The sequence below is a fragment of the Eoetvoesiella sp. genome (assembly GCF_035555955.1).
In the GTDB taxonomy this organism is placed as follows: Bacteria; Pseudomonadota; Gammaproteobacteria; order Burkholderiales; family Burkholderiaceae_B; genus Eoetvoesia.
In genome coordinates this window covers 1-20,596 of sequence record NZ_DATMGA010000036.1, presented here as the reverse complement: position 1 = coordinate 20,596, position 20,596 = coordinate 1, and the positions used below count along the sequence as shown (strand labels likewise).

Annotated in this window: 21 protein-coding genes; 11 read left to right on the top strand and 10 right to left on the bottom strand. The window is 62.8% G+C overall.

The genetic code is table 11. The features are described from left to right. Both VNT00_RS10455 and VNT00_RS10450 read left to right on the top strand, forming a co-directional pair. On the top strand, window positions 1–562 hold a 562-nt coding region (locus tag VNT00_RS10455), incomplete at its 5' end, for an autotransporter outer membrane beta-barrel domain-containing protein (protein WP_325587181.1). Between the two features lie 272 nt (window positions 563–834). Further along, the gene (locus VNT00_RS10450) at window positions 835–1,404 is read left to right on the top strand and encodes a DUF924 family protein (protein WP_325587180.1); all 570 of its coding nucleotides are present in this window, start codon (window positions 835–837) and stop codon (window positions 1,402–1,404) included. Window positions 1,405–1,517: 113 nt separating this feature from the next. Here the strand turns inward: VNT00_RS10450 and VNT00_RS10445 are convergent, their stop codons facing one another. Then, window positions 1,518–2,825, bottom strand: coding sequence for a purine-cytosine permease family protein (locus VNT00_RS10445; protein ID WP_325587179.1), 1,308 nt, complete (start codon window positions 2,823–2,825; stop codon window positions 1,518–1,520). A gap of 364 nt (window positions 2,826–3,189) precedes the next feature. Continuing rightward, window positions 3,190–3,603 carry an aspartate 1-decarboxylase gene (panD, locus tag VNT00_RS10440; RefSeq protein WP_325587177.1) on the bottom strand — a complete coding sequence of 138 codons (414 nt, stop codon included), beginning with the start codon at window positions 3,601–3,603 and terminating at the stop codon, window positions 3,190–3,192. A 184-nt stretch (window positions 3,604–3,787) separates the two neighbouring features. On the opposite strand from panD, the gene VNT00_RS10435 reads away from it, so the two are divergent. Continuing rightward, window positions 3,788–5,446: a SulP family inorganic anion transporter gene (locus VNT00_RS10435; protein WP_325587175.1), complete on the top strand. Its 1,659-nt coding sequence runs from the start codon at window positions 3,788–3,790 to the stop codon at window positions 5,444–5,446. Between the two features lie 109 nt (window positions 5,447–5,555). On the opposite strand, the gene VNT00_RS10430 is transcribed toward VNT00_RS10435, so the two are convergent. The 7 genes from VNT00_RS10430 to glpK are packed head-to-tail and all read right to left on the bottom strand — an operon-like array spanning window position 5,556 to window position 10,559. Next, a complete protein-coding gene (locus VNT00_RS10430) occupies window positions 5,556–5,753 on the bottom strand; it encodes a CopG family transcriptional regulator (RefSeq protein ID WP_325587173.1) in 198 nt (65 codons plus the stop codon). A gap of 56 nt (window positions 5,754–5,809) precedes the next feature. Beyond that, complete coding sequence (locus VNT00_RS10425; RefSeq protein WP_325587171.1) at window positions 5,810–6,391, bottom strand: disulfide bond formation protein B; 582 nt, start codon at window positions 6,389–6,391, stop codon at window positions 5,810–5,812. Between the two features lie 6 nt (window positions 6,392–6,397). Next, window positions 6,398–6,751 carry a DUF5993 family protein gene (locus VNT00_RS10420; RefSeq protein WP_325587169.1) on the bottom strand — a complete coding sequence of 118 codons (354 nt, stop codon included), beginning with the start codon at window positions 6,749–6,751 and terminating at the stop codon, window positions 6,398–6,400. Between the two features lie 22 nt (window positions 6,752–6,773). Then, the gene (locus tag VNT00_RS10415; RefSeq protein WP_325587167.1) at window positions 6,774–7,241 is read right to left on the bottom strand and encodes a TM2 domain-containing protein; all 468 of its coding nucleotides are present in this window, start codon (window positions 7,239–7,241) and stop codon (window positions 6,774–6,776) included. Between the two features lie 57 nt (window positions 7,242–7,298). Next, entirely contained in the window at window positions 7,299–8,558 is a 1,260-nt protein-coding gene (locus VNT00_RS10410) for a class I SAM-dependent methyltransferase (protein WP_325587165.1), read from the bottom strand. After that, complete coding sequence (locus tag VNT00_RS10405) at window positions 8,551–9,048, bottom strand: DUF2165 family protein (RefSeq protein ID WP_325587163.1); 498 nt, start codon at window positions 9,046–9,048, stop codon at window positions 8,551–8,553. Before VNT00_RS10405 ends, VNT00_RS10410 begins: the two co-directional genes overlap by 8 nt. Then, complete coding sequence (glpK, locus tag VNT00_RS10400; protein WP_325587161.1) at window positions 9,045–10,559, bottom strand: glycerol kinase GlpK; 1,515 nt, start codon at window positions 10,557–10,559, stop codon at window positions 9,045–9,047. The genes VNT00_RS10405 and glpK overlap by 4 nt, the downstream gene beginning before the upstream one ends. A 140-nt stretch (window positions 10,560–10,699) precedes the next feature. Here glpK and VNT00_RS10395 point away from each other — a divergent pair, with 140 nt between their 5' ends. Continuing rightward, window positions 10,700–12,295, top strand: coding sequence for a glycerol-3-phosphate dehydrogenase/oxidase (locus VNT00_RS10395; protein ID WP_325587159.1), 1,596 nt, complete (start codon window positions 10,700–10,702; stop codon window positions 12,293–12,295). 120 nt (window positions 12,296–12,415) lie between these two features. Here the strand turns inward: VNT00_RS10395 and VNT00_RS10390 are convergent, their stop codons facing one another. Further along, window positions 12,416–12,883: a C40 family peptidase gene (locus VNT00_RS10390; protein ID WP_325587157.1), complete on the bottom strand. Its 468-nt coding sequence runs from the start codon at window positions 12,881–12,883 to the stop codon at window positions 12,416–12,418. Window positions 12,884–13,603: 720 nt separating this feature from the next. On the opposite strand from VNT00_RS10390, the gene flhD reads away from it, so the two are divergent. From flhD to VNT00_RS10355, 7 genes are all read left to right on the top strand, one after another. After that, on the top strand, window positions 13,604–13,927 hold the full coding sequence (gene flhD, locus VNT00_RS10385) for a flagellar transcriptional regulator FlhD (protein WP_325587153.1): 324 nt from the start codon (window positions 13,604–13,606) through the stop codon (window positions 13,925–13,927). A gap of 11 nt (window positions 13,928–13,938) precedes the next feature. After that, window positions 13,939–14,496 (top strand): flagellar transcriptional regulator FlhC, encoded by a 558-nt coding sequence (flhC, locus tag VNT00_RS10380; RefSeq protein WP_325587151.1) that lies wholly within the window; start codon window positions 13,939–13,941, stop codon window positions 14,494–14,496. 180 nt (window positions 14,497–14,676) lie between these two features. Further along, window positions 14,677–15,555: a flagellar motor stator protein MotA gene (gene motA / locus VNT00_RS10375; RefSeq protein WP_325587149.1), complete on the top strand. Its 879-nt coding sequence runs from the start codon at window positions 14,677–14,679 to the stop codon at window positions 15,553–15,555. A gap of 12 nt (window positions 15,556–15,567) precedes the next feature. After that, the gene (gene motB, locus VNT00_RS10370) at window positions 15,568–16,611 is read left to right on the top strand and encodes a flagellar motor protein MotB (protein ID WP_325587147.1); all 1,044 of its coding nucleotides are present in this window, start codon (window positions 15,568–15,570) and stop codon (window positions 16,609–16,611) included. An 83-nt stretch (window positions 16,612–16,694) separates the two neighbouring features. After that, window positions 16,695–18,803, top strand: a complete 2,109-nt coding sequence (gene cheA / locus VNT00_RS10365) for a chemotaxis protein CheA (RefSeq protein WP_325587145.1) — start codon at window positions 16,695–16,697, stop codon at window positions 18,801–18,803. A gap of 17 nt (window positions 18,804–18,820) precedes the next feature. Next, on the top strand, window positions 18,821–19,324 hold the full coding sequence (locus VNT00_RS10360; RefSeq protein ID WP_325587143.1) for a chemotaxis protein CheW: 504 nt from the start codon (window positions 18,821–18,823) through the stop codon (window positions 19,322–19,324). 89 nt (window positions 19,325–19,413) lie between these two features. Continuing rightward, window positions 19,414–20,596 (top strand): Tar ligand binding domain-containing protein (locus VNT00_RS10355; RefSeq protein WP_325587141.1); only part of this gene is annotated, 1,183 nt, incomplete at its 3' end.

Below are 20,596 nucleotides of genomic sequence, written 5' to 3'. Positions count from 1 at the left end.
CTACACCTGGAACAAGGTGGACAGCCGGCGCACGGTGACGGTGGGCGGCAATCAGACGCTGCGGGCCGACTACAACGGCAATGCCACGCAGGTGTTCACGGAGCTGGGGTATGCGCTGCCGGTGGGGGCGCACAGCGTGCTCGAGCCGTACGCGGGGCTGGCGTGGCTGAATCAGCACACGCAGGGCTTTAGCGAGTCGGGCGGGGCGGCGGCCTTGAGCGGCAATAGCCAGACCGACTCGGTGACGACGTTCACGCTGGGGCTGCGGGGCAAGACGCAGTTGGCGTGGGGGGCGGACAAGTCGGTGACGGTGTTCGGGGGGCTGGGCTGGCGGCATGCGTCGGGGGACACGACGCCGGATCGCAAGCTGGCGTTCATCCAGGGTAGCGGGGCGACGTTCCGGGTGGCGGGGGCGCCGATTGCGCGCAACGCGGCGGTGGTGGATGCGGGGCTGGAGGCCAGCGTGGGCCGGCTGACCTCGATGGGGCTGAGCTACAGCGGCCAGTTCGGCGACGGCAACACCGACCATGCGGGCATGCTGTATGTCAAGACGCGCTTCTAAGGCGTAGCACCTGACGCCGGTGTGCGCCGGGCGGGCCTTGCCCGCCAGGTGTGACCGGGGCCGGCAGGCTTGGCATTGAAGGCTAGCCGGCCGCCTCCCGCGGCAATCGCCCGGAATCTCAGGATTCCGGGCGATTTTATTTAAGGTCTTCGCGGCGCAGGTGCGGAAAGAAAAGATTGTTATATAGTGGACGGAAAATGACGCGGGGCCAGGCTGTTGCGCAGCCGGATGCAACGCACGCCATCAACGATTTCACACTCATGGATACAGATATGGAAGGAACGTCGTTTTCCGCTTTGAACAAGCATCCGGAAGCCGCCGCCGTCGTGCAGTTCTGGCGTGATGCGGGGCCGAAAATGTGGTTTGCCAAGAACGACGAATTCGACGCCGAGTTCCGCCGGCGTTTTACGGATCTGCATTTTGCCGTGGCCCGCCGGGAAAAAGACGGCTGGCGCGACGATCCGCACGGCGGGCTGGCCCTGGTGCTGCTGCTGGATCAGTTTCCGCGCAATTGCTTTCGCGGCTCGGCGCATATGTTCGCCACCGACAGCCTGGCCCGCCACTATGCGCGGGGCATCATCGGCTCCGGGCAAATCGAGCAAATCGACGATACGCTCAGGCCGTTCGTGTATTTGCCGTTCATGCATTCCGAAGTGCTGGCCGACCAGGAATACTCGGTGGAGTTATACAGGGCGCATGCGCGCGACAACCTGAAATGGGCCGAAGAGCACTACGACATCATTCGGCGCTTCGGGCGTTTTCCGCACCGGAACGAGGCTATGGGGCGGGAAACCACGGCCGAGGAACAGGCGTTCCTGGAAGCCGGCGGGTTTGCCGGATAGCCGCCGCTATCCCGGGGGTGGGCAACGCCGCATGGGCAGTTCAGGCGCCGAAGTCAAGTAGGCGAATTAGCCAAAAACTCACTAGCCTCGCACTGGTTGCCAGGGCTTCGGCATTACAGAGCCGTTGCCGCCGGGCTGGCAGCCGTTTGACGCGGGCGGGTCGCAACGGCCAGCACGAAGGTAAATGCCAGCGTCGGCAGGGCCGAGCCCAGATCGGGCGCCCATTGGGCAAGGCCGTGGTACAGCGCGATGCCGGCCAGCCAAACCAGCGCCGCGCTGACACTTATTTTGCGGGCCTGCGGCATGGAAGCGGCCTGGCCGAAGCCCAGGCGTCCCAATATAACGCCGTACAGCGGCACGAACACCGAGCTCAACGCCAGCAGGAAGGGTTCGAGACTGTGCATGGGCAATACCATCGCCAGCGCCGTGCTGGCGATGGCCAGCGCCAGGCCCCAGCGGCGGATGCTCCAGCCCGGCTTGATGCTGTGCGCCGAAACCGAACCCGAATAGATGTCACCGTAGGCGTTGTCCAGCTCGTCGATCAGGATCAGGCCCAGCGCCACCAGACCGCCTTGCGCCAGCAGCAATGCGCCCACCAGGTCGATGCCGGGTTCGGACACGCTGGCCACGATGACCCCCAGGCCATAGCACCAGATATTGGCCACGGTGTAGCCGAGCCAGGTGCCGCCCAGAGCGCCGCGCCCGCTGCGTCCATGTCGCGCGTAATCGGCCACCAGCGGCAGCCACGACACCGGCATGGCGATGACCAGATCCAGCGCCGTGAACATGCTCATGCTGCCGTTGCCGGGACGGCTCCAGATGGCGGACAGGCCCTGGGTATGAACCTGTCCCAGGAACTGCCAGCTGAGCCACAACAGGGAAAGCACGACCAGCGGCAGCCCGAAGCGGCTGACGAAACGGCGTACCAGCGTAATCATGGAGCCGGCCAGCAGCGCCATCAGCACGGCGCCCCAGAACAGCGTGCTGAGGATCAGCCCGGTCAGGTTGCCGATTTCGAAACCGAAGGCGCGATGCAGGATGGCCGAGGTGCCGTCCCGCATGATGACCAGCTCGAAAGTGGTCCAGCCCAGAAGCTGGACAATGTTCAGGAATACCGGCAGCCGCGCGAAAACGCTGCCGTAGGTCGAATGAATGAGCCCCGCGCTGGACAGGCCGCTATGGCATCCCGTGCGCGCCACCCAGGCCAGCAGGCCTGAACCGATGAGCGATCCGGCAACGACCGCGAGCACGGCGTCGCGGGTTCCCACCGAGGGCACCAGGTAGGCGCCGATTTGCATGACCAGCAGGCCCACGCCCAGGCTGAACCACAGCGAGGCGTGCTCGGTCCACCCGAAGACTCGCCCTGAAGCCGGCACGGGGGTGAGGGCTTGGTTGGTGATGGAGGGTAAGGGACTTGCCATGATGATTTGCCGTACGAAAATGGCAGGACACGACAAGTGCAAGCGGGCCGGGACGAAGGGGAGTGATGCGAAAGCCCTGTCCGGTTCTTGCGTACGCCGCTTTCCTGCGCGAGGATGATCTCACAGGTTCAAAGGGACTGTCTCAGCCGCGAAACAACGCGACACCCCTAGTGCGCTTGGTAATTCGAAGGCGTTGCTTCAAGCGGCTTGCCCCGTAAACCCGTGCATCCGGATAGGAAATGCACGAGCCAGGCAGGCCGCATACTGCGAAGCGTGCGCCAGCAGTCGCGATTGTACCGGTTTTGGCGAGCTGTGGTTGATGCTGCCGCAGAACGTCGTCCAGGGAGATGAATTGCCTGGATGATTAATCGAACTTGATGATGCTGAAGGCCAGCCGGCCTTGTTCGTCGCGCGATACGTCGTAGCCCAGGCGCTCGTCGACGGAGTTGTCGGCATGGAACGTAAGAATGACCGGCTTGATTTCTTCGATTTCGTGTTCGGTCACGTAGACGGAATTGCAGATGATGACTTCGTCGCCGCGCTGGCAGGTGCGGGCCGCCGCGCCGTTCAGGATGCAGCAGCGCGAGCCGCGCTCGCCGTAGATGACGTAGGTGCTGATGCGCGCGCCCGAGTTCTTGTTCCAGATGTCGACGAATTCCATGGGCAGGATGCCGGCCGCTTCGCAATGGTCGGGGTCGAGCGTAATGGAGCCATGGTAATCGAGGTCGGCACCGGTTACACGAATGCCATGCAGTTTGCCGCGTACAACTTTTCTCACGTTGGTCTCGGGGGAGTGAATGAAGCAGCCGATATTGTAGTTTTTTTTCGCGGCGCGCACGCAACGTTTGGGTCATGAGCCTTGTATTATAATAATATGTGAATCATATGATTATTCAATGAGTTTTCAATTAGCCTGATCCCTTGCGGCGCTGCGCCGCGGTCATTTGCGGACTTATATTTTTATGTTTGCGTTGCTTGAGGCATGCCGGGCCGGGTTGTTGCGCCCCGATAACTGGATGCGCAATATCGTGGCCGGCGTGATCGTCGGCGTGGTGGCCCTGCCGCTGGCCATGGCGTTCGCCATCGCCTCGGGCGTCAAGCCGGAGCAGGGGTTGTACACGGCTATCGTGGCAGGCCTCATGGTCTCGGCGTTCGGCGGCAGCCGCGTGCAAATCGCCGGCCCCACCGGAGCATTCATCGTCATTTTGTCGGGCATCGTCGAGCACCACGGTGTCGACGGCCTGCAGATCGCCACCTTCATGGCGGGCATCATCCTGGTGCTGTTTGGCCTTACCCGCCTGGGCGCGGTCATCAAGTTCATTCCCAGGCCGGTCATCATCGGCTTCACCTCGGGCATAGGCGTCATCATCTGGGTGGGGCAATGGAAGGATTTCTTCGGCCTGCCTCCCGTCACGGGCGAGCACTTCCATCAAAAATTCTGGCATTTGCTGCAGGCGCTGCCCCATCTGCAATGGAATACGACGGCGCTGGCTGTGCTGTCCTTGCTGCTGGTGGTGTTTTCGTCGCGCCTGCCGCGCATGAGCCGCGTGCCGGGCCCGCTGGTGGCGCTGGTGGTGGCCACCGCGCTGCAGTCGATGTTTCACTTCGAAGGCGTGGCGACCATAGGCAGCACCTTCGGCGGCATTCCCCGCAGCCTGCCCAGCCTGCAATGGCCCGAGGTTTCCATGGGGCGGGTGGTGGAGCTCATCGGGCCGGCGTTTGCCATCGCCATGCTGGGCGCCATCGAATCCTTGCTGTCGGCGGTGGTGGCCGACGGCATGGCGGGCACGCGCCATGATTCCAACCAGGAATTGGTGGGCCAGGGCCTGGCCAATGTCGTGTCGCCGTTGTTCGGCGGCATTGCCGCGACCGGCGCCATCGCGCGCACCGCCACCAATATCCGCAACGGCGGCAACAGCCCGCTGGCGGGCATCGTGCACAGCTTGACCCTGGTGCTGATCGTGCTGTTCCTGGCGCCCTATGCCGGCAATGTACCGCTGGCCGTGCTGGCCGCCATTTTGTTCGTGGTGGCCTGGAACATGAGCGAAGCCAGGCATTTCGTGCGCATGGTTCGGCGCGCGCCGCGCGCGGACGTGGCGATCCTGCTGGTCACTTTCGGGCTTACAGTGTTTGCCGATCTGGTCGTGGCCGTCAATATCGGAGTCGTGCTGGCCATGTTGTTCTTCCTGCGCCGCATGGCCGGCAGCGTCGAAGTCAATCGCCAGACCGATGCCATGCTGCGCAAAGAGTTCGCGTACGACGGCTTTCAGGGGCTACCCGACGAGGTGTACGTATATGCGGTGGACGGCCCCTTGTTCTACGGGGCGATCGGGGCTTTTCAGGCGGCTTTGCCGGCTGTGCATCACGAGCCCAGGGTTGTCGTCATACGGCTGGGCCGCGTGCCGTTCATCGACGCAACAGGCCTGCAGGTGCTGGAAGACGCCGTGCAGGGCATGCAGCGGCGCGGCATACGGGTCATGATTACCGAGGCCAACGGCAGGGTGCACCGCAAGCTGGGCAGAATGGGGCTGATCGAAAAGCTGGGGCACGACAACCTGACGCTTTCGTTTACCCAGGCCTTGGAGCGCGCCCGCGAGGAAACCGGCTACGAACACGGATGAGGCGGAAGCCCTTCGGCAGCGGGCCGGGCCGGCCGGCCGAGGGCATCGCGGCGTCCGTCCTGCTGGTTCTTCGCCTATTCCAGCCTTGTGTTGCCGGTTGTTTGACCGTTTATTTGGCGCCGCGGGTTTTTGACGCGGCCGGGGTTGCCGGCCTGCCATAGGTGACGCCGTGCTCGGCAAGGTAGTTGCGGATAAGCTGCCGCACGACCTGCGAGGGGGTGATGTCCTGGCTGGCGCAGAGCTGTTCGAATGCTTTTTTCTTGTAGGGATCGATCAGAACGGTAAGGCGGGCAGTCTTGGTTTCCATGGGCATGACAATGTGGCGATGTGACTTGTATTGTAATGCGATTCACATGGCCGCGATTATTTTGTTCCGGGGCCCGGCGACAGCCACAGGTATCCGGTGGGGTCGTCGGGGCAGGGGCCGAAGCCGCATTCAAGGGTTGTCGACAGCGCGTTGGCGGCCGTCAGCAGCAGAAACAGCCACATGACGAGGGCGGCCGCAAAGCCGGCGCGCGGCAGCGGCGCATAGTGCTGGGTAAAACGCTCGAAGGTCAGCACCACGCCGCAAAACACGATGAGCGCGGCAAACGCGATGAATGCCCAGGTGTAAAAGTGCAGTCCCAGGAACGGGCCGCCGAAGCCCGCGTCGCCCGGCGCGATGTGCAGCAGGACCTGGCGGCCGGCCGCGAACAGGCCGCCCAGGGCCGAAATGATGGTGATGCCGTAATGCATGGGCGAGGCGCCGAACCGTATGTTAAGCAGCAGGCCCACGCCGGCCATGGCGAAGGCCGCGCGCTGCAGCAGGCACAAGGGGCAGGGCGGCTCGTTGAAGTGTATTTGCCAGGCGAAGGCGAACAGCAGCACGCCGCACAGCCCGGCCAGGGCCAGGCAATTGAGGGGGCGCGAAAGGGGGTGGCCCTGGAAGGTAGAGTAATTTGCCATGGCGGGTTATAGCGAGATGGGCAATGTGCCGGTCATGTGCTGGTGGCACCAGACCGCGAAAATGATCAGGGTCAATAGCCACAGCCACAGGCATGCGCCGCGCTTGCCCATCAGGGCAAGCCACAGGGCGATGGCGGCGGTAAGAAAAGGAAGCATCATGACCATATGGTTCGCCTTGAAATCGTTCTTGCCGGCGCGCGGGCGGCGTTCGGGCTGATCGGCCGCGTGTTTGCCGGGATGGCGGTAATGTAACCGATCGAGGCGCCGCTGCCTATGTCCGCGCGGGTATTCGTTGGTGGCTTGCCGGCGGCGGCCGGCAAGGGTGCCCTGGGCCTGGCTGCGCGCGCCGGGCCTTGCCAAGCGCTTTGCACCTTTAGCAGCCCTAGACTTTTGCGGGCGGGAATTCCTCGTCGGACATGAACAAATAGCGCACGACGTCGATCAGGCTCAGCACCACCACCAGCGGCGTGAACACATAGAACAGCACCAGGTACACGACGCCCCAGCCTATCTGGCCCAGGTAGAAACGATGGGCGCCCAGCCAGCCAAGGAAAAGGGCGAGCACGATGGCGATCTTGCGCTGGCTGGTGTGCCTGACCAGGTCCCGGCCTTTGTTGCGGATGAGCCAGAGGCTGATGGGCACGGTAATGACCAGGGCGACGATGATTTTCCACATATGCGCGGAGGCGTAGTAGCGCAGGGTGTAGTACACGTCCGAGAAATTGTGGATGGCGATGCCTGTGAGGTATGAAAGCCATTGCAGCATTTCATGGCCGATGGACTCGCCGAAGGTCAGCGCCGCCAGCACGACCAGGAATACGATGATGGGCAGTATGATTTTTTGCAGCATATGGGCGCCTTGCGTTCAGCCAGAGAGCCCCTAGTGTAATGGCAGTACGGCGATTTATCAGAGAATTCCCAGCCGCCAAAGCGACGTGATTTCCGCGCTGCGCGCTTCGTGCAGCGGATCGGAGGCATCGAAGGCCTTGGCATGCCGGGGCCTGGCGGCAAGCTGGCCCAGCACGCGCAGGCCGGCATTGTGGATGGCTTCTTCCAGGAAGCCCGCGGGGCGCAGTCCCAGGTGTTCGGCCAGGTCGGACATGATCAGCCAGCCTTCGCCTTGATCGGCCAGATGCGCGGCAAGCCCGTTCAGGTAGCCCTTGAGCATGGCGCTGTCCGGATCGTAGATGGCGTGTTCCAGGCTGGAGGTGGGGCGGGCCGGCAGCCAGGGCGGGTTGCAGACGATCAGTCCATAGCGTCCCGGTGGAAACAAATCGGCCCGCACGATGTCGATGCGCGATTCCAGGCCCAGCCGGGCGATGTTTTCCCGCGCGCAGGCCAGGGCCCGCTCGTCCATGTCGGTGGCGACGACCTTGGCGATGCCGCGCGCGGCCAGCACGGCGGCCAGCACGCCGCTGCCGGTTCCGATGTCCACGGCCACGCCGGTGGCCGGCAGCGGCGCCCGGGCCACCAGGTCGATGTATTCGCCGCGCAAGGGCGAAAACACGCCGTAATGGACGTGGATGCGCTCGGGCAGGGCGGGAACGGCAACACCTTTGTTGCGCCATTCGAAAGAGCCCACCATGCCCTGCAAGGCGCGCAGCGGCAGCAGCAGCGGCTCGCCGACCAGGCCCAGGGCCGCCTGGCAGGCTTGCCTGACGTCGGGCGCGCGGTGCAGGCCGATGCCGAAGCCTTCGTCCAGTTCGATGAGAATGGCGTTGAGCAGGTTCGCCCGCTGCGACTGCGCCAGCCGATGCTGGTTGAAGGCTTCCTGCGGCGTTGCCGGCGCGGCCTTGTCCTTGCCATGCCGGGCCAGGTGCTTGCGGCGATGCTGGTCGATGCGCCGGGCCACGGCGTTCAGAAGCTGCCGGGCGTTATGGAAGTCGCCGCGCCACAGCATGCTGCTGCCCTGGCTGGCCAGGCGGAAGGCGGCGTCGGCGGTACAGGTGTCGTCGATGACGACAATGCGTTTGGGCGGCTGGCGGCCGCTTTCCGGATGCCATAGCGCCCGGCGTTCGAGGCCGCCCTCGTTCCAGTGCGCGTAGGTCGGGGCGCCGGCCGCCGCGGCCGAAGCCTGCAGGTTGGATCCGCCGCCGCTCGCGGGGGTGTTCGTCGGCGCGCGCGCCGGCTTGCCGCCCGAGTTTGTGCCGATTGGTGTGTCAGTCATCCAGCTCGCCGTCTTTTTGCGTCAAATAGATCAAGACCAGGATCAGGGTGGCCAGGAAGTGGAAGGCGCTGGGCACGCCGTTCCATTTGGGCGACATCCACATGCCGAACCATTCCCCGCCGATGGACATGAAGCCCACCTGCCATGTCAGGAACCCCAGTGTAAGGCCGATGACGGCATGGCGCTTGGCGCGGTTGAAGGCGCGGGCGGGCAGGCGCATGGCCTGGAGCATCCGGAAGGCGCCCAGCCAGCAGAACACGGCGGTAAGCGCTTCCAGAAGAATGATGAGTACGTATCCCGCGTGATGTACCCATGGCGATTCGATGGCGCGGTAGTGGATGCTTGAATCGGGAAAAATGCTGTCCATCAGGAATACATGGTGGACGAATGCGTAATTGGTGCCGTAGTCGGTGATGTTGCCGAAGGCCACCAGGGTGGCGAACAAGGCCATGGCGGCCACGCAGAGTATTTTCGAGTATCGGTATGTCATGGCGTGTCCTGATGAGGGTGCGGCAGGCTGGTCTGCGCCACCGCGCGGTTCCAGCGTTCCATGTGCGCGGCGGCTTCGCCGCGGCTGATTTGCGGCGTAAACGTCTTGTCGGCGCGCCACAGCCTGGAAAGCTCGTGGCGGTCGCCATAGACCCCGCTGCCCAGGCCGGCCAGCCAGGCGGCGCCCAGCGCCGTGGTTTCGATGACGGCCGGGCGCACGATGGGGATGCCCAGCAGGTCGGCCTGGAACTGCATGAGCAGGTCGTTGGCGCTGGCGCCGCCGTCGACGCGCACCTGGGCCAGCCCGGCGGCGCCCGCGGCCACGGCGTCCAGGTTCATGGCCTGCAATAGGGCGGTGCTTTGGAACGCAATGCTTTCCAGGGCGGCGCGCGCGATGTGCGCCATGGTCGAGCCCCGGGTCAGCCCGGTAATGGTACCGCGCGCATCGGGCTGCCAGTAGGGGGCGCCCAGGCCGCTGAAGGCCGGCACCAGCACCACGCCGCCCGAGTCGGGCACACTGTGCGCCATGGCTTCGATGTCGCGGCTTTGCTCGAAAGCGTGCAGCCCGTCGCGCATCCATTGCACGACGGCCCCGCCGACGAACACGCTGCCTTCCAGGGCGTATTCGACTTGCGCGCCGGCCTGCGCCGTGCGGGTGGTGATGAGGCCGTTTTGCGAGGTCTGGAAGCGGCTGCCTGTATGCATCAGCGTGAAGCAGCCCGTGCCGTAGGTATTCTTGGCCATGCCTTCCTCGAAGCACGCCTGGCCGAACAGCGCGCTTTGCTGGTCGCCGGCGACCCCGCATATGGGTATGGCATGGCCCAGCAGTTCGGGGTGGGTCGACCCGTAGCGGGCGCTGGATGGCAGGACGCGCGGCAGCAGGCTGGCCTCGATATTCATGGCCTTGAGCAGATCGGCGTCCCAGTCGTTGTCGCGCACATTGAAAAGCATGGTGCGCGATGCGTTGCTGGCGTCGGTGGCGTGCACCTGCCCGCGCGTCAATTGCCAGATCAGCCAGCTGTCCACGGTGCCGAAGGCAAGCTCGCCCTGGCGGGCAAGTTCGCGCGCGCCGGCTACATTGTCCAGCAGCCATTGCAGCTTGGTTCCCGAGAAATAAGCATCGATGCGCAAGCCTGTTTTGGAGAGAATGGCTTCTTCCATGCCTTGCTCGCGCAACGCCGCGCAAGCGGGCTCGGAGCGCCGATCCTGCCAGACGATGGCGTTGTGGATGGGCTGGCCGGTGCGCCGATGCCAGACCAGGGTGGTTTCGCGCTGATTGGTCAGGCCCAGGGCATGGATGTCCGAAGCTTGCAGCTTTGCCTTGACGATTACCCGTCGGGCGGTTTCGAGCTGGGTGTGCCAGATGTCCCGGGGATCGTGCTCGACCCAGCCGGGCCGAGGGTAGAGTTGACGGTATTCCTGTTGCTCGCTCTCCACCACGTGCCCATGGACGTCGAAAATAATGCTGCGGGAGCTGGACGTGCCCTGATCCAGAGCAAGCAGATAAGTCATGGTGTCGTGACGCCGGTATGCAAAATGTTATGGGGCAGAGCGTAACCCGGGACGGCATGGCCGCGCCAGTGTCTTGTGAACAAGCCGCGCCGGGCGGTATCCTGACACCACAGGCACGGATTGCCTTTTGGATAACGATTATGACCGCATCCCGGGCGTTGCCCGCCAAGACGGACAGAAGCCGATTGCTGGCCGAACTTTTGCAGGGCGGGCCGTACGATCTGGCGATTGTCGGCGGCGGGGCCACGGGTCTGGGCGTGGCGCTCGACGCTGCTTCCCGGGGCCTGTCGGTGGCGCTGGTCGAGTCGCTGGATTTTGCAAAGGGCACCTCGTCGCGCGCGACCAAGCTGGCGCATGGCGGCGTGCGCTACCTGGCGCAGGGCAATATCGCCCTGGTGCGCGAGGCGCTGCGCGAGCGGCGCGCCATATTGCGCAACGCGCCGCACCTGGCCGCGCCGCTGCCCTTCGTCGTGCCGGGCTATCGATGCTGGGAGGCGCCGTTCTACACGATGGGCCTGAAGCTCTATGAAGCCCTGGCCGGCCGTGCGCGCATCGGCGGCGCCGAACTGTTGTCGCCCGAGGAAACCCTGCGTTGCCTGCCCGGTGTGCGCTCGCAAGGCTTGAAGGGGGCAGCCAGGTATTGGGATGGGCAGTTCGACGACGCGCGCCTGGCGCTGGCCTTGGCCCGCACGGCGGCAAGCTTTGGTGCGGTGTTGCTCAATTATTGCAGCGCCGAGCGGCTGCTTTACGAGAACGGGCGCGCGGCAGGCTTGCAATGCCGCGATGCCGAGACCGGCGAGTCGTTCGCCATTCGCGCCCGCTGCGTCGTGAACGCCACGGGAGTCTGGACGGACGAGCTGCGCCGGCAGGACAGCCGGCAGCGTGGGCAAACCGCTGGCGATCTGGTCATGCCCAGCCAGGGTGTGCATCTGGTTGTCGATGCGTCGTTCCTGGATTCGCAAAGCGCCTTGCTGGTTCCCCGCACGCGCGACGGCCGCGTCTTGTTCGCCGTGCCGTGGCTGGGCAAGCTGGTCCTGGGAACGACCGACACGCCCCGCATGGACATTGCGCGGGAACCCGTGGCGGGTCATGACGAGGTCGAGTTCATCTTGAACGAGGCCGGCCGCTATTTGTCGAGGGCGCCCGTGCGCAGCGACGTCACCAGCGTCTGGGCCGGTTTGCGTCCGCTGGTCGTGCCCGGCGGCAAGCACGACGAGGGCGGCACCAGCCACGTCAATCGCGAACATACCGTGCTTGTCAGCGCCTCGGGCCTGGTGTCGGTGGCGGGCGGCAAATGGACGACGTACCGCGCCATGGCCCAGGATGTGCTGGCGCGTTGCGAGGCGGCCGGCCTGTTGCCTTCGCTGCCGCCTTGCCGGACGGAAAATCTCATGCTGGTCGGCGGCGAGGCGCGGCGCGCCGCCGCCAGCCTGGCCGGCGCCAGGGCGTACGATGTCTATGGCTCGGAGGAGGAGGCCGTGCGCGCGCTGCCGGGCGCCGATGCCGAGCTATGCGCGGGTGTCACCGAAGCCATGCTGCGGTTCGCTGCGCGCCATGAATATGCGCGCACGGTGGAGGATGCGCTGGCCCGCCGCTGCCGCACGCTATTTCTGGATGCGGCCATGGCGGCAAGCATTGCGCCGCGGGCGGCGCGCATCATGCGCGAGGAAACCGGGGTGGATCCCAGGCTGGAAGAGTTCCTGGCATTGGCCGAACAGTATGCAAACGCGCCTTGAGCGTCAGCCACCGTGCGCCGGCATATGTGGAAATCCGTGTGAGGTTGTTAGCTGTGCGGCCCTGGCGATGGGGCATCGGAAGGGGTATGCGAGAGCCCGGAGTTTGCCCCGCCAAGCCCTCTATTCGGTGAAAAAAGTGCCGGCGCCGTCGAAACGCCTGGCGAAATAGCGGCTGTCGAGCGCATCGATGCGCACGCGCCCGCCGCTGGACGGCGCATTGACGAAAAGACCGTCGCCCACGTAAATGCCGACGTGCGAGTGAGGCTGGTGCTGGGTGTTGAAAAACACCAGATCGCCTGCCTTGAGATCTTCACGGCTGACGGGGCGGGTGGTTTGCGCGATGCTGGCCGAGTTGTGCGGCAGCCGCTCGTCGGCGACGCGATCGACCACATAGGCGACCAGGCCGCTGCAGTCGAAGCCTTCGGCCGGACTTTCGCCGCCATACCGGTAGCGGGTGTCGAGCAGGGACAAGGCGGTCATGACCACGTCGCCGCGCTTGCCGGCGTCGATGACGACGCGCCGGGAGGCGGTTTCGCCCCTATGGTAGCTGGATGGCCCCGCGCACCCGGCCAGCAACAGAGCGCCCATCAGGGCCGCGATGGCGCTTTTTCCGCCGGAGAACCGGCCCGGCCAAAAAGAGGCGACGAAAATTTTTGCGGCGTACTGAAGCACGGCAGTTCTCGCAAAAGTCATCGGGGCGATATTTCAATCATGGGTGTCCATCCTGCATAACGCGGGCCGAGATATTTATGTCAATATGTTTCTATTGTATGGATTTTGTCGTATTTCTACCAAATTGGACTTCAGGGCGGCTAATGATTTTCCCTCATTGAGTTAACTGTATTTTGCGCTAAATGCACTGAAATCCATAGAGACGTAGGCTTTTTTTGCCTTGTTGGGGCCGGCTGGAACGTGTTGTTGATATAACAAATTACTTGTTCACGTTACCAAATGAGGGTAATGTTGCAAAAATTGAAAAATGTACAAATTTTGTGCATTATCGAAGTTATGCTTGATATATATCAAGGTCGCACTGGGGAAATGGAATTAACTTATTGATCTATATTAATATTTTTTATTTAGATCTATAAAAGTATTTTGGACGTGTGGATATAAGCAATACATTTTGGCGCTTGGTTTAAGCTGTCGAGTAGATTACTATTACAAACCGTTGTCACAATAGATACATCAAGTATTGGTAATGTATTTATTTTGTAAATTAATCAACCATATATTTCCATATCTGAAACAGGCCTCGTGCAGGTTTTTTCCATTGACAACCGTTCTGGTTTTTTTAGAGGAAATTTCGTGTCAGTTGATTCAAATTCGGCGTTGCATGACATAAGGGAAGTGAATTTGTCCTATCTCATGCTGGCACAGCGACTGCTGCGTGAAAACTATGCGGCGGGCATGTTTCGGTTGGGGGTTGGGTCCGACGTCGCGGACATCATCCTTGGCCTGTCACCGGCGCAACTGGTCAAGCTGGCCAGTTCCAGCTCCCTGATCTGCGGCTTCCGTCTCGACGACTATAGCCTGCTTTCGTCCCTGACCCAGGATGTGCTGGGCGGGGTGCTGCAACAGGCGCATTCCACCATCCTGTTGTCGCAGCAGCCTGTCGTGCCGGCAGTTTGAGCGGGCTGAAAATGACTGCGAAAAGTGTTGCCCGCGAGGCCGAGGAAATTCTTCTGGCCACATCCATGATCAAGCTGGGGGCGCGGCTGCAGGTATTGCAGGCGGAAACCACGCTCAGCTACGACCGGCTGGCCCGGCTGTACCGCGAGGTCAAGGGCTGCTCGCCCCCGAAAGGCATGCTGCCGTTCTCTGTCGACTGGTTCATGACCTGGCTGCCGAACATCCATTCAAGCATGTTCTACAGCATCTACCAGTACCTCGACCGCTACACGCCGGCCAAGAAATCGCAGGCCTTGATCGAAGCCTATCGCTTGTATCTGGAACAATCCGGCGCGGGCCGCCAGCAAGGTTCCGAAGACGACGAGCCGGTGCTCAGTTTTACCCGGGCATGGATGCTGCTGCGTTTTTTCGAAAGCGGAATGGTGCAGTTGTCGCATTGCGTGCGCTGCAAGGGCGGATTCGTGGCTCACGCCCACGATCCCGATCACGATTTCGTGTGTGCGATCTGCCGTCCGCCTCCCCGGGCGGGCAAGACGCGCAATCATCGCGCGCACAAAGTCTCGGCGTAGCGCCCCAAGCCGCGCCGCCGTTGCCAGGCCTGCCCAGCAGGCCTTTTTCATGCCGCGGACCTTTGGTCCGCGGGCTTTTCAGAACCCTGATTTGGCTTCGAAAAAGCCTGTTGACGGACGCTTTTAGAATGGCCGAAACAGGCGATCATAGGCCGCTATGTATCTCTTAAGGGCCCGCTTGTGTTAATTCTGATTGGATATCTGGTTGTTCTGCTCTCCGTATTCGGCAGCTATGTTGCCTTGGGCGGGCATATGGGGGCCTTGTATCAACCATTCGAATTCCTGCTGATCGGCGGGGCGGCCCTGGGCGCTTATATTTCCTCGAACAGCGGGAAGTCGGTGGCTCTGATGCTCAAAGCCATTCCCCAGGTGTTCAAGCGCAGCCCGTACACGGACAAGGCCGTGTACATGGAGCTGATGGCCTTGCTGTACGTGCTGCTCAACAAGGCCAGGCGCGACGGCCTGATGACCATCGAGAACGATATCGAAGAGCCCGAGAACAGCGCCATCTTCGCCGAGTACCCGCGCATCCTGCGCGACCCGATCCTGATGGTGTTCATCACGGACTACCTGCGCCTGATGATAAGCGGCAACATGAGCCCCTATGAAATCGAGACGCTCATGGACCAGGAAATCGAAGCGCACCAGCACGAGCAGAATATTCCTTCGCGCGCCCTGGCCGTGGTGGCGGACGCCTTGCCCGCCTTCGGCATCGTCGCCGCCGTGCTGGGCGTCATCAAGGCGCTGGCGTCGGTCGACAAGCCGCCCGCGATCCTGGCCGACCTGATCTCCAAGGCCATGGTGGGCACCTTCCTGGGCATCTTGCTGGCGTATGGCTTCATTTCGCCGCTGTCCTCCGCGATGGAGCGGCGCACGGTCGTATCGACCAAAATACTGGAATGCATCAAGGTTACGCTGCTGGCCAGCATGAACGGCTACCCGCCGCAGCTTGCCATCGAGTTCGGGCGCAAGGTGCTCTACAGCAGCGTGCGCCCTTCGTTCGGCGAGCTGGAGAACCATGTCCGGCAGGCCAAGGCGCCCGCGAAAAAAGTAGCGTAACGGTATTGCGCAATGAGTTCCGACCGCATTGTCATCCGCCGCAAGAAAGTCACGGCTCATGGAACCCAGCATGGGGCCTGGAAAATCGCCTACGCCGATTTCATGACCGCCATGATGGCTTTTTTCCTGGTCATGTGGCTGATTGCCATCCTCCCCAGGGAAAGCCTGCCGGGCATCGCCGAGTTCTTCCGCATGCCGTTGATGACGGCCATTACGGGCGGCCCCCAACTGGATGAAAGCTCGAAGGTGATTCCGGGCGGCTCGCCCACTGTCATTCCCAGTAAAACGACCCCCGCATCGAGGCACAAGCAGCGGTCGGCCCAGGAAGAGGAAGAGGATAGGCGCGACCAGCGCCGGCTGGAGGACCTGAAGACCGATCTCGAGGCGCTGATCGAATCCGATCCCGTGCTGAAGCAGTTTCGTCCGCAGTTATTGCTGGACATGACGCCCGACGGCCTGCGCATCCAGATCGTCGACCAGCAGAACCGCCCCATGTTCGCCACGGGCAGCGCCCAGGTCCAGCCTTATATGCGCGATATCTTGCGCGAGCTGGGGCCGGTTTTCAACAAATTGCCCAACAGGATCACGATTTCCGGCCATACCGACGCCATGCAATACGCCTCGGGCGAGCGCGAATACAGCAACTGGGAGCTGTCCGCGGACCGCTCCAACGCGGCGCGCCGGGAGCTGGTGGCGGGGGGGCTGCAGGAAAACAAGGTCAAGAGGGTACTGGGCCTGTCGTCGTCGGTCAGCCTGATTAAAGATAATCCCAACGCTGCCGTTAACCGCCGTATCAGTCTGCTTGTATTGAATCGGCGCGCGGAACGCCGTATCGACGAGCAGGATGCGACAAGTGAATCCCTGACCAATCTGAAGGCGATCATGGACGGGGCTTCCCGTCCGCCGCCGATTTACGTCGGAGGCAAGGGTGTGGGCGATGCCGCGGGCGCCGCATCGGCCACCGCGGCGGCTGGCTCTGAGGCTCCGGCGGTTTCCGGGCTGGCTCCGTCTCCGGCTCCAGCTCCGGCGGCCGGCGCGGCAGGCACAGCCCGGTAGCTGCATCTGCCGGGCGGCTCATCGAGGCTTTCGGGCGCCTGGAAGGCTGATCTGCCGAATGGCTGTTGTTATAGGAAATGATAATGAGTGCGGGTGTCGATTTAAGCCAGTTCTACGAGACGTTTTTCGATGAAGCCGACGAGTTGCTGGCCGATATGGAGCAAACCCTGCTTGCCGTGGACGTCGATCATCCAGACAGCGATCAGCTCAATGCAATATTTCGCGCCGCCCATTCCATCAAGGGCGGGGCCGGCACGTTCGGCTGCTTTGGTCACCTTGCCGATACCACCCATCTTCTCGAGAACTTGCTCGACGGCTTGCGTCGCGGCGAAATGAGCGTGCGAAAGGACATGATAGATTTATTCCTGGAAACCAAAGATGTCCTGACCGCGCAAGTGGCCGCCTATCGTAATTCCGAGCAGCCTGACGAACAGGCCTACCAGCGCATTTGCGCCCAGTTGCGCGAGCTGGCGCTGGAGCAGGGCGGTGAAATACCCGCCGGCACGGCGTCGGCGCTGGCTCCGGCCGCCTCACCGCAGCCGGCGCCCCAGCCGGCAATTGCGCCGGCTGCTGCCCTGGTCCCGGTTCCTGCGGGCGGCTCGCCGTATCGTGTAACCATAAAAAGCATTACCCCGAAAGACGCGCAGGCCTTGAGCGACGAAATGGCCTTGCTCGGCCAGGTGCTGCATCGCGAATCGTCGCCGGACTCCCTGAGCATCTGGATGGATACCACGGCAAGCGCGGCCGACCTCGAAGCGGTTTGCTGCTTCATTGTCGATGCCATGCAGGTCAGTGTGGTTTCCGAAGCGCCGCCTGCCGGAGCTTCCGCCGGCGCCGGGGCGGTCCAGCCTGCCCACGAGCCCGTCGCTCCTGCGGCACCGCCGGTCCAGGAGGCTGCCGTTCCTGCCGCCCCCTCCGCCCCATCTTCCGAGTCAGCCTCGTCCTCGGCCTCCGAGCCGTCTTCCGCTTCCGATTCGTCCAGGAAGAAAACGGAAAAATCCGGCAAAGAGTCCAGCACCATCCGGGTGGGCGTCGAAAAAGTCGATCAGATCATCAACCTGGTCGGCGAGCTGGTCATTACACAGGCCATGCTGGTGCAAACGGCTTCCACGCTCGACCCGGTGCTGCACGACCGCCTGTTGAACGGCATCGAGCAACTGGAACGCAATGCGCGCGACCTGCAGGAATCGGTCATGTCCATTCGCATGATGCCCATGGATTATGTGTTCAGCCGCTTTCCGCGCGTGGTGCGCGAAAACGCCTCCCGCCTTGGCAAGCGCATCAAGCTCACGACGCACGGCCAGGCCACCGAACTGGATAAAAGCCTGATCGAGCGCATCATCGACCCGCTGACGCATCTGGTGCGCAACAGCCTGGATCACGGCATCGAGCTGCCCGAGGTGCGCGAAGCGGCGGGCAAGGATCCCGAAGGCCAACTGGTGTTATCGGCCCAGCACAACGGCGGGCAGATCGTCATCGAGGTGTCCGACGACGGCGCGGGCCTGAGCCGCGAGCGCATCCTTAAAAAAGCGTTGCAGCAGGGCTTCCCCGTCAACGAAAACACGCCGGACGACGAGCTGTGGCAGCTCATCTTCGCACCGGGCTTCTCGACCGCCGAAAAGATCACCGACATTTCGGGGCGCGGCGTGGGCATGGATGTGGTGCGCCGGAACATCCAAAGCATGGGCGGGCACATCCAGTTGTCCTCGCGCACGGGCGAGGGTACGACCACCCGCATCCTCCTGCCGCTGACGCTGGCCATCCTGGACGGCATGTCGGTGCAGGTGGGCGAGGAAATCTTCATTCTGCCGCTCACCCATGTCACTGAATCCATGCAACCCACGGCCGAGCAACTGCACAGCATTTCGGAAACGGAACATGTCCTGCATGTGCGGGGCGAGTACCTGCCGCTGGTGGCCTTGCACAATGTGTTCTCGGTCGATGGGGCGCAAACCGACATCACACGCTCCATCGCCGTCATCCTGCAGGCCGAGGAAACACGGTTCGCGCTGCTGGTCGATCACCTGGTGGGCCAGCAACAGGTGGTTGTCAAGAATCTGGAATCCAATTACAGAAAAATCCCGGGTATTTCCGCCGCAACGATATTGGGCGATGGCAGCGTCGCCCTGATTGTCGATGTGTTCGCGCTGATGCGCATGACGCGCACCAAAGAAGGTGTGGCCGGTTTCTAAAGCTATCGGAGAAAGCAATGTTCAATAAAGTTCAAGCAGGCGCACAGCAGGTCGACGACGCGGGCCGAGAGTTCCTGGTTTTTACACTGGCCAACCAGGAATACGGCATCGACATCCTGAAGGTGCAGGAAATCCGCGGCTACGACAGCCAAAGCGTGACCCGCATCGCCAATGTGCCGTCGTTCATCAAGGGGGTGACCAACCTGCGCGGCATCATCGTGCCCATCGTCGACATGCGCATCAAGTTCAACCTTGAAAAGGTCGAATACAACCAGCATACCGTGGTCGTCATCCTGAACCTGGAGACCCGGGTCGTGGGCGTGGTGGTGGACGGCGTTTCCGACGTCCTCATGCTCAAGCCCTCCGAAGTCAGCGCCGCGCCCCAGTTCGGCACGGCGTTCTCCACCGAGTACCTGACGGGCATCGGCACCGTGGGCGAGCGCATGCTGATCCTGGTCGATATCGAGCGCCTCATGACCAGCCAGGAAATGGCGCTGGTCGAACAGGCAGCGGTAGTTTAGGCAGGGCATTCGTGCAACGCGTCCGGGACGGAGGCGCGCGTCGTGAATTGCGGCGCATGGATTGAAACAAGCAAGAGGAGTCAAGACCCATGAGCAGGTTCATCTCGTTTAAAGACTTGAAGGTCCGTACCAGCCTGGTGCTGGTGCTGACCTTCTTCGTTGTCATGCTGCTGGTGGGCGCGGCGCTGGGCGTGTTCTCGCTGCGCGCGAACAGCCACACGTTCCAGACCGTGGTTCAGAACCAGAAGATCCGCGCCGAGCTGGCGCAGTCCATCGACCACTTCAAGAACGTGCAGGTCGCGCTGGGCCTGGGCGTCGAGGCCATCCTGACGCATCGCGCGCAAAAAGGCCTGACCGAGGGCGATCTTTCCGAGCCCTCCGGCGACTCCGACCATGCGGCGGCTCAATACGTCGACAAGGCCAAGGCCGAGTTCGCCACCTCGCAAAAACATTATGCCGAGTTCCGCAAATTGTCCGAAGGCCAGAAAGACCGGGTCTTCAATTCCGTCGAGAACGCCTACGCATCGTTGATGAACGGCGGCGTCGAGCCTTTGTTCGACTACCTCATCAAGGACGATGTCGATGGCTACAACGCCTTCAAGGACAGCACGGGCGAGTACCTGCAGGGCGATCTGTACGACGCCGTCGCCGAGTTCAACAAGTTCCAGCAGACGCAGATCAAGCAGATCCACGAGCATGAAACCAAGCAATACACCTTGATCGTCCAGCTGGTGGTGGCGGGCATCGTGGTGGCGCTGATCATTTCCGCGCTGGCCTATGTGTTCCTGGGGCGTGTCGTGCTGCGGCCCTTGCGGCTGGCGGGGGGTCATTTTGACCGTATAGCGGGCGGGGACCTGACGCAGCGTGTGGAGGTGAAGTCGCGCAACGAGATAGGTGTGCTGTACGAGGCGCTGCGCCGGATGCAGGAGAGCCTGACGCGCACGGTGAGCGAGGTGAGGCAGGGGGTGCAGGAGATCGACGTTGGGGCGCGGGAGATTTTCATGGGCAACACGGACCTGAGCAGCCGCACGGAGCAGCAGGCGGCGTCGTTGCAGGAGACGGCGGCGAGCATGGAGCAACTGGCCGGGACGGTGCGCCAGAACACGGACAACGCGCTGCAGGCCGATGGTTTGGCCAAGGCGGCGTCGGGGGTGGCGCAGCGCGGGGGCGAGGCGGTGTCGAAGGTGGTGGGGACGATGGAGGCGATCTCGTCCAGCTCGGGCAAGATCGCGGAGATCGTGAGCGTGATAGACGGGATCGCGTTCCAGACGA

Coding starts and splice junctions, on each gene's coding strand:
- VNT00_RS10450 (WP_325587180.1), top strand. CDS start 835: ATGGAAGGAACGTCGTTTTCCGCTTTGAACAAGCATCCGGAAGCCGCC.
- VNT00_RS10445 (WP_325587179.1), bottom strand. CDS start 2,825: ATGGCAAGTCCCTTACCCTCCATCACCAACCAAGCCCTCACCCCCGTG.
- VNT00_RS10435 (WP_325587175.1), top strand. CDS start 3,788: ATGTTTGCGTTGCTTGAGGCATGCCGGGCCGGGTTGTTGCGCCCCGAT.
- VNT00_RS10430 (WP_325587173.1), bottom strand. CDS start 5,753: ATGGAAACCAAGACTGCCCGCCTTACCGTTCTGATCGATCCCTACAAG.
- VNT00_RS10425 (WP_325587171.1), bottom strand. CDS start 6,391: ATGGCAAATTACTCTACCTTCCAGGGCCACCCCCTTTCGCGCCCCCTC.
- VNT00_RS10415 (WP_325587167.1), bottom strand. CDS start 7,241: ATGCTGCAAAAAATCATACTGCCCATCATCGTATTCCTGGTCGTGCTG.
- VNT00_RS10410 (WP_325587165.1), bottom strand. CDS start 8,558: ATGACTGACACACCAATCGGCACAAACTCGGGCGGCAAGCCGGCGCGC.
- VNT00_RS10405 (WP_325587163.1), bottom strand. CDS start 9,048: ATGACATACCGATACTCGAAAATACTCTGCGTGGCCGCCATGGCCTTG.
- glpK (WP_325587161.1), bottom strand. CDS start 10,559: ATGACTTATCTGCTTGCTCTGGATCAGGGCACGTCCAGCTCCCGCAGC.
- VNT00_RS10395 (WP_325587159.1), top strand. CDS start 10,700: ATGACCGCATCCCGGGCGTTGCCCGCCAAGACGGACAGAAGCCGATTG.
- VNT00_RS10390 (WP_325587157.1), bottom strand. CDS start 12,883: ATGGGCGCTCTGTTGCTGGCCGGGTGCGCGGGGCCATCCAGCTACCAT.
- flhC (WP_325587151.1), top strand. CDS start 13,939: ATGACTGCGAAAAGTGTTGCCCGCGAGGCCGAGGAAATTCTTCTGGCC.
- motB (WP_325587147.1), top strand. CDS start 15,568: ATGAGTTCCGACCGCATTGTCATCCGCCGCAAGAAAGTCACGGCTCAT.
- cheA (WP_325587145.1), top strand. CDS start 16,695: ATGAGTGCGGGTGTCGATTTAAGCCAGTTCTACGAGACGTTTTTCGAT.
- VNT00_RS10360 (WP_325587143.1), top strand. CDS start 18,821: ATGTTCAATAAAGTTCAAGCAGGCGCACAGCAGGTCGACGACGCGGGC.